8 protein-coding genes and 1 pseudogene are annotated in these 7246 nt (G+C 70.9%); 4 read left to right on the forward strand and 5 right to left on the reverse strand.

Going from position 1 to position 7246, the window contains the following annotated elements; all coding sequences use genetic code 11:
* Positions 1–81 precede the first annotated feature (81 nt).
* The 3 genes from ACIBCM_RS34445 to ACIBCM_RS34455 all read left to right on the forward strand — a co-directional run bounded on the left by ACIBCM_RS34445 (position 82) and on the right by ACIBCM_RS34455 (position 2658).
* The gene (locus ACIBCM_RS34445) at positions 82–297 is read left to right on the forward strand and encodes a hypothetical protein (protein WP_399250252.1); all 216 of its coding nucleotides are present in this window, start codon (positions 82–84) and stop codon (positions 295–297) included.
* Positions 297–722, forward strand: coding sequence for an NUDIX domain-containing protein (locus tag ACIBCM_RS34450; RefSeq protein ID WP_399250272.1), 426 nt, complete (start codon positions 297–299; stop codon positions 720–722). Before ACIBCM_RS34445 ends, ACIBCM_RS34450 begins: the two co-directional genes overlap by 1 nt.
* 274 nt (positions 723–996) lie before the next feature.
* Positions 997–2658: an MFS transporter gene (locus ACIBCM_RS34455; RefSeq protein WP_399250254.1), complete on the forward strand. Its 1662-nt coding sequence runs from the start codon at positions 997–999 to the stop codon at positions 2656–2658.
* Positions 2659–3090: 432 nt separating this feature from the next.
* Here the strand turns inward: ACIBCM_RS34455 and ACIBCM_RS34460 are convergent, their stop codons facing one another.
* The 5 genes and pseudogenes from ACIBCM_RS34460 to ACIBCM_RS34480 form a co-directional block, all read right to left on the reverse strand.
* Positions 3091–3372 carry a metal-sensitive transcriptional regulator gene (locus tag ACIBCM_RS34460; RefSeq protein ID WP_399250256.1) on the reverse strand — a complete coding sequence of 94 codons (282 nt, stop codon included), beginning with the start codon at positions 3370–3372 and terminating at the stop codon, positions 3091–3093.
* A 232-nt stretch (positions 3373–3604) separates the two neighbouring features.
* Positions 3605–4963 (reverse strand): cation:proton antiporter, encoded by a 1359-nt coding sequence (locus tag ACIBCM_RS34465; protein WP_399250258.1) that lies wholly within the window; start codon positions 4961–4963, stop codon positions 3605–3607.
* A 606-nt stretch (positions 4964–5569) separates the two neighbouring features.
* Positions 5570–5830 (reverse strand): annotated as a pseudogene (locus ACIBCM_RS34470) (ATP-binding protein); the annotation flags it as partial.
* Positions 5831–6098: 268 nt separating this feature from the next.
* Positions 6099–6521: a PIN domain nuclease gene (locus ACIBCM_RS34475; RefSeq protein ID WP_399250260.1), complete on the reverse strand. Its 423-nt coding sequence runs from the start codon at positions 6519–6521 to the stop codon at positions 6099–6101.
* Positions 6518–6733, reverse strand: coding sequence for a type II toxin-antitoxin system VapB family antitoxin (locus ACIBCM_RS34480; protein WP_399250262.1), 216 nt, complete (start codon positions 6731–6733; stop codon positions 6518–6520). The genes ACIBCM_RS34475 and ACIBCM_RS34480 overlap by 4 nt, the downstream gene beginning before the upstream one ends.
* A 92-nt stretch (positions 6734–6825) precedes the next feature.
* Between ACIBCM_RS34480 and ACIBCM_RS34485 the strand changes: the two genes are divergently transcribed.
* Entirely contained in the window at positions 6826–7086 is a 261-nt protein-coding gene (locus tag ACIBCM_RS34485; RefSeq protein WP_399250264.1) for a hypothetical protein, read from the forward strand.
* The last annotated feature ends 160 nt before the right edge of the window (positions 7087–7246 follow it).

Below are 7246 nucleotides of genomic sequence, written 5' to 3' on the forward strand. Positions count from 1 at the left end.
GTCCCCTTCGCGTGGCCCGACCCACACTCGTACGACGGACTGGGACGGGCTGACTGGCCGGCCGGACACGCGGGGGCCTGCGTGGCGGCACACGACCGGCGCGGGTGGGACCCCCCACCCGCGCCCCTGGCCGTGGACGACCGGGGCAACGCCCTGGTCTCCTTCGTCCGGGACCCGGAGGACATGCCTCCCGATGACGCGCCGACCCCGTTCGCCCCGGTCGCGCTCCGGCGCCGCGACCGGGTCCTCATGGTCTTCAACCGGTACCGCCGGGCCGGGAACTGCCCGGAGGGCTGATCGAACCGGGCGAGTCCCCGCGCGCCGCCGCTCTGCGCGAGCTGCTGGAGGAGACCGGGCAGCGCCCCGACGGCCCCTGCGCTTCCTGGGGTACGCGGGCTTCCTGCTGGAGCCCGGCCGACGCGCCGAGTACGGCGCGCTGTTCACCGGCCGTACCACCGCCCCGTCGGCTTCCGGCCCGACGGCGAGATCGCCGCCCTTCACCGGCGGGACCTCCGCCGGCCTCTTCCGGGCCGCGCCCAGCGGCTCGACACCTTTGCCGTCCGGCGGCTCATCCAGGAACCCGGGCCGGGCGGCCAGGGCGGTGCTCAGGCGGTACGCCGTACCGGCGCCGCTGCCACTGGTGGTGCCGGTGCCGGTGCCGTCCCCGCCGTACTGAGGGCGCCGAACCCGGTCACGCCGTACATATGACGCCGTACCGGTAACGCGGGCCCGCACGAACATGCCCTCCCGGCGGATGACCCGTCTCCCTCTCCGCGGCCGCGGTTGCTCCGTACCGGCCGCTGACGCGGATGGCCGAAGGTCGGGAGGGGCCGGGCATCCGCGACCCCAGGGACGGGCGGTTTCAAGGGGCTTGACGTGGGTACCTCCAACTCGTATCTTCCATACCCCTACCCCCTAGGGGTATTCATGGCGGCGGAGGCCGCCTCGAACCAGGGCGACGCCCAACCGGCGCCGCCCCGAGAAGGAGAACCAGCCATGTCAACGGCGCGGAGTTCACCCGCACCCACCGCGGGACGCAGAGAGTGGTTCGCACTGGCCCTGCTGGTGCTGCCCGCGATGCTCCTGTTCATGATGCTCACGATCCTGTTCCTCGCGATCCCGTACCTGGCCGCCGACCTGGCGCCCAGCAGCACGCAGACGCTGTGGATCCTGGACATCTACGGCTTCCTCATGGCCGGCTTCCTCGTGCTGATGGGCACGGTCGCCGACCGGATCGGTCACCGGAGTCTGCTGATGGCGGGCGCGGCGGTGTTCGGCATCGTCTCGGTCGCCGCGGCGGCCACCGACGACCCGGCGATGATGATCGTCTGGCGGGCGGTGCTCGGAGTGGCGGCGGCGGCGCAGATGCCCGCCACCCTCGGACTGATCTTCACGATGTTCCGTGACGCCAAACAGCGGGGTGTGGCCATCGGCGCCTGGGCCGCCGCCATCTCCGCCGGTGTCGCACTCGGTCCCCTGCTCAGCGGGCTCCTCCTGGACGCCTTCACCTGGCGGGCGACCTTCCTGGTCGCGGTCCCGGTCATGGCGGTGGTGCTGATCGGCGCACCCCTGCTGCTGCCCGGACACCGCAACCCGGGTCAGGGACGGCTGGACATCATCAGCGCGGTTCTGCTGCTGGCGACCCTGCTGCCGTTCATCTACGGCATCAAGTCCATCGCCACGGGCGAGTCCCTCGGGCTCTCGCTGCTGTCCATCCTCATCGGTGTGGCCGTCGGGGCGCTGTTCGTCGTCCGTCAGCTGCGCTCCACGGCACCGCTGCTGGACGTACGCCTCTTCCGCAACCGCACGGTGAGCGGGGCGCTCGGGGTGTTCATCCTGGCCGCGACCGGACTGGGCGGCGTGTATCTGATGTTCACCCAGTTCCTGCAACTGGTCGCGGATCTGTCCCCGCTGGAGACCGGATTCGCGATCCTGCCCGCGGCGCTCGCCCTGATCGTGGTCGCCACGCTCTCCCCGGTCCTCGCCCGCCGCGTACGGCCGGGCTATGTGATCGCGACGGGTCTGGCGGTGCAGGTGGTCGGCTATCTGATGCTCACCCAGGTCGGCAGCACCACAGCGCTTCCGCTGCTGATCGCGAGCTTCATCGTCCTCTACCCGGCCGTGGCCCCGTCCATGGCGCTCACCACCGACCTCGTCGTCGGCTCCGTACCGCCGGAGAAGGCGGGAGCCGCGGGCGGTCTCAGCTCCACCGTGAACGACCTGGGCATCTCGCTCGGCGTCGCGGTCGTCGGCAGTATCGGCGTCGCGCGCTACCGGAGTGAGATCGAGGGTGCTCTGCCCACCGGGCTGACGCCCGAGGCCGAGAAGGCCGCCAGGGACAATCTCGACGGAGCGATCGCCGCGGCGGACAAGCTCCCGGCGGAGCTGGGCGCGTCCCTGCTGCGTACGGCGCGCGACTCCTTCGCGAGCGGTTTCAACCTCAGCGCGGCCACGGCCGCCGGGATCGCCGCGGCGGGCGCGGTCCTCGCAGCCCTCGCACTACGCCACATCCCGCCGACGGGCACACCCGCCGCGCCGGCACCGGAGGGGGCTCCCGAGCCGTCGCCGGTGACGACGGAACGGGGGACCGGACGAGGGACCGCGCGGCGGACGGCGGAGGCCGCGGCAGTGACAGGAGGTGGCCCATCGAAGCGGTAATCCGTGGCCCGAAGCCCGGAACCCGGTGTACGGACCGGATCCACTGTCTTCGGCCCACCAGAGACGCACACATCCACATCCACGACCACGATCGCATGTACGGCCCTCGACCAGCGGGGGCGGCCGGCACCGGACGAACGGGCCGACCGTCACGCTGAGTCGGGGGCCTTCGTGCTGCACCCGACGCCGGCGCCCCGCCGCCTGTCCCACGACAGGCCCGCCGCCGGACGGCTCAGCCCCCGGACGTCACCGTTCGACCGTCACGCCTGAGCCTGTACGTCCGTGATTCCGTACATCCCCGCCCGATTCCGTACGTCCCTGATTCCGTACGTTTCTGAGTCCGCGCACGCCGGAATCCATGCCCGCACCGGAATCCAACATCCTCCCGGCTCCGTACTCTCCCGAGTCCGCATCCTCCCGAGACCACACGCCTCAGGACTTCACCAGCCGGGCGATCGCGGCGGACGTCTCGGTGATCTTCTCCTCGGCGACGGCGCCGCCCTCCGCGACGGCCTGTGTCACGCAGTAGGTGAGGTGCTCCTTGAGCAGCCCCAGCGCCACGGCCTCCAGCGCCCGGGTGACGGCCGAGACCTGGGTGAGCACATCGATGCAGTACTTGTCGTTCTCGACCATCTTCGCGATGCCACGGACCTGTCCCTCGATGCGGCGCATACGCTTGAGGTGGTCGTCCTTGTTGCCGACATAGCCGCTCATGGCACTCCCGATGGCGAGGCGCGAACAGACCCTGGCATCGAGTGTACGTGCGAACCCGCTCCCACGGCCCGGCCAAATCCCCTGCTCCCCGGCCCGGTTCGGCCCCGTGACCCTTGGCCCGGTTCACCTCTCCCTCGCCCGTTCCATTCCGCACCGCAACCCCACCGTGCCTGCGCCTCGGGTCCGTCGGCGCGCCGGGGACCCGTATCCCGGCGACGGCCGGCCCGGGGCGTCACCTCCCGGGTCCGTCCGGGGGACCGGGCTCGGGGCTCTCCGGTGAGGGCGCGCCCTCGCGCAGGTCGGGGTGGGCGGCCGCCGCCTTGTCGTACCAGCGGCCGTACCGCTCGGCGAGAGCGGGGGCCGAAACACCGTGCAGGAGAACGCTGAGGCCGACGGTGATCGCGACCACACTGCCCAGCAGTTCCACGCCGGGGATATGTGCCTCCACCACGAGCAGCGCCAGCACGACGGACGCCAGACCGCGTGGCCCGAACCAGCCGATGTACGCCACCGTGGGCGGCCGCAGCCCGCTTCCGGCCAGGGAGAGCGCCACCGGCACCATCCTGACGAGAGTGAGACTGAGCACCGCGTACACGACGATCCGCGCGCTCAGATGCTCCAGCGCGGGGCCGAGCAGCACCGCTCCGAAGACCAAGAGGCTGATCGACGCCAGGAGCCCTCCGAGGGTCTCGGTGAACTCGCCGGTGAGGTCCGGGCCCCCCGGCTCACCTCCAACACCCCTCTCATCCCCATCGCTCCTCTCGCCCCTGTCACTCCGCTTACCGCCGACCGGGTAGCGCCGCAGGGCGAACCCGCAGGCGAGCCCGGCGACCCAGGCGCCGATGAAGCCGCTGCCGCCCGTCACGACGGCGAGTCCGTACGAGGCCGCGGCGACGGCCACCGGATAGATCTGCCACCACTCCCGTGTGATCCATCCCCTTGCCCGGGACCACTGGAGCAGCCGGCCGCCGAACCAGCCGATCGCCAGCCCCAGCGCGGTGCTCAGCACCAAGGCGCGCCAGAAGACGCCCGCCACGCCCTCCTGCGCGTAGTGCGTGCCCGGAATGGCTGCCAGGAACAGGACGAAGAACGGGAGCACCATGCCGTCATTGAGGCCGCTCTCGACGTTCAGCCCGTTGCGTACGAGCGGCGGGACGCGGGGATGCGACATGGCGGTCTTGCCGAGAGCGGCGTCGGTGGGGGCGAGGACGGCGCCCACGAGCGCGAGTTCCCACATCGTCAGTCCCGGCAGCAGGGGCCAGGCCAGCAGCCAGCCCGCCGCGATGCTCAGCGGCAGCCCGACGCCCAGCAGACGGCCGGGCAGAAAGCCGCCGGTCCGCAGGTCCCGTCTGTGTACCGCCAGGGCATCGCTGAACAGTACGAGCGTCAGGGTGGCCTCGACGAGCGCGGTGATCGGCGCGGGGTCGCGCCTCAGATCGATCAGGCCGAGCACGGCCGGCCCCAGGACGATCCCCGCGCCGACGAACACGATCGCCGACGACAGGGGTGTCGTGGACAGCCGGCGCGAGCCCCACGCGTACGCGGCGGTGACGCCCGCCACCGCCACACCGGCCCAGGCGGCACTGCTCATGTTCCGGCCTTCCGGTTCCGCCGCCGCACAACCCCGGCGGCCCGTCGACTCCTGCGGGTCCGCGGCGGCTCCGCAACTCCCGCGAGGAGCCACCGGTGCCTCCTTCTACAGCCCGGCGCCCGGCCGCCCTCCGACCTCGACGAGGACACGCCGCACGTCCACACTCCGGACCTCGCCCGCCGCCGGAGGCCCCCACCCACGCGGGACCCCGGGGCCGCTCCACCGCTCCGCTTCCCCGGGCCCCGCAGCGGGGACCCCGGCCCCGCACGCCTCCCGGGCCGCCGCAGCCGGTGCCCCCGGCTTCAGCCCGACTCCGTACGCCTACCGGGCACCCGCCGCCCCGCCGCGACGACGCGCCCCGCCTTCCGGCCTCACCCACCCGCTCCTCGGCCACGGACGGAGGAGCGCCCACGCGACGATCCCCATAGCCGTCGCCGCGCGCGATCCCTTACGAGGGCCCCGACCCGGGACCGATAGGGCCCGGTGCCACCAAGCTGGTGCAGATCTACGGTGCCTCCCCCCGCTCCGGTCACACTTTGTGGCCACCCGGGGCCGGTCTCCTGGCGCCCCGGCAACCAGAACCGCAACCGCTGGGGCTCGGGCCCCGCGCCAGGCGCCGATCAGTTGCTCGGGGCCGTACGCCGCCCGGAGGCCGGAGCAGCCGGTCCCGTTCCGGGAGAGCGGCACGAGCGGCACGGGCTCGTCGGGGACCTCCGCCCGGTGCTTCGGCGGCGCGGCCAGGTCGTGGCCGTCGAACGCGGAGTTCTCCAGCCACTTGATCGAGCCGAGGAACAACAGCTGCTTGACCACCGGTCTCCGGTCCGCGCCCACCAAGTCGATCTCGACATCGTTGCCGCGGGACCGGTATGAGACCGAAACTGAGACCAAGGCATGCCGAAGAACCCGGACGGTTCTACGGTCCGGGTTCTTCGGTGCGCCTGTTCAGGCGGGTGCGGAGGATACGGGATTCGAACTCGTGAGGGGTTGCCCCCAACACGCTTTCCGACGGTCCCCAATGGTGTTCAGCAGGGTTCGTGCATGTCCTGACCTGCGGCGGAGCGAGGCGCTGGGGTGTCTGCGAACCTTGCTGAACGCCGCTGAACGAGTCCAGGACTGAGACCACGCGAGGGTCTGTTCATTTGCCCGCCTCGGGGCCGAACCATTGGAGGGCTTGACCGGTAACAGCGGCGATGCAGTCGAAATCGCGGTCGCGGTGGAGGAGGGTAAGGCCCTGCAACTCCGCTGTGGCGGCCACGACGAGGTCCACAGCGCCGGCGCTGCGGTGCCGGCCGCGCCGGGTCAGCAGTTCCTGGACCTGCCAGGCGCGGTTGTAGGCGCGGTCGTCGACGGGGACCCAGCCAAAGATCATCCGCATGTCTTCGATACCCCGGGTGCGATCCTCGACCGATCGTGCGCTGTAGAAGAACTCCAGCTCGGTGATTGGGCAAGTCGCGATGAGTCCGGCCGCGGCTGCCTGGTCCCAGCCGTATTGTTCGGCATCACCGCGAAGGAATCGGGCGAGCGCGCTGGTGTCGATCAGAAACTGCGCCGCGCTCACCGCCGGTAGCTCCCCTTGTCGTCAAAGACCTCCAGGTCGAAGCCACCGTCGGTGGTTGCCGCGCGCAGCCGAGCCAGAGCGAGAGCCCGGCGCCGGTTCTCCAGTACCTCCCGTAGGGCGGTATTGACCGTCTCCTTCTTGGTGCTGGTCCCCAGCGCCTGTGCCACGTCGGCCAGCAGTTCGTCGTCCAGGTCGATCACTGTGCGACTCATCCGTGCACCTCCTGAGATATCAGCTCGTGTATCGAGTATATCTTCTAAGCCTCCCTTCGCTCGGCCTTTGGCTGAGATCGCAGAAGGCGATCATGTGGGCACTGACCTCGATCTTTGAAGCGGCGAGCGTGGTTGTGGAAGGGCGCAGGGCGGGAGGTGTCGAGATGTGCTGGATCGCCATCCTGGTGGGTGTCATCGCGACCGTAGGGCTTGCGAGGTTTCTGCTCGTACAAGTCCGGAAGCTGATGGTGGAGCTTGCCGAGGCGATTCGAGCGTGGCATGAGGTCCGACCGTTACTGCAGTGCCGAGAGGCTGATTCGGCCCGTGGAGAGAAGGGAGGCGGCCCGGAGTGAGCGCGAGGCCGAGGCGTTGCCTCCGGCCATGGGAGAGCGGGACACGTCGAAGGCCCCGCTGCGAACTTGGGTTCTAACGGTCCTCGCAACACCCGCGATCTGTGGGAGTTGCGAGGACCGTGGGCGTTGAGCGTGCTGATCTTGCGGGATTGAGGGAGCG

It is taken from the genome of Streptomyces sp. NPDC051018, assembly GCF_044456085.1.
In the GTDB taxonomy this organism is placed as follows: domain Bacteria; phylum Actinomycetota; class Actinomycetes; order Streptomycetales; family Streptomycetaceae; genus Streptomyces.

What these genes read in the sequence shown, in the direction of transcription:
- ACIBCM_RS34455 (WP_399250254.1), top strand. Translation starts at nt 997, where the DNA reads ATGTCAACGGCGCGGAGTTCACCCGCACCCACCGCGGGACGCAGAGAG.
- ACIBCM_RS34460 (WP_399250256.1), bottom strand. Translation starts at nt 3,372, where the DNA reads ATGAGCGGCTATGTCGGCAACAAGGACGACCACCTCAAGCGTATGCGC.
- ACIBCM_RS34465 (WP_399250258.1), bottom strand. Translation starts at nt 4,963, where the DNA reads ATGAGCAGTGCCGCCTGGGCCGGTGTGGCGGTGGCGGGCGTCACCGCC.
- ACIBCM_RS34480 (WP_399250262.1), bottom strand. Translation starts at nt 6,733, where the DNA reads ATGAGTCGCACAGTGATCGACCTGGACGACGAACTGCTGGCCGACGTG.
- ACIBCM_RS34485 (WP_399250264.1), top strand. Translation starts at nt 6,826, where the DNA reads ATGTGGGCACTGACCTCGATCTTTGAAGCGGCGAGCGTGGTTGTGGAA.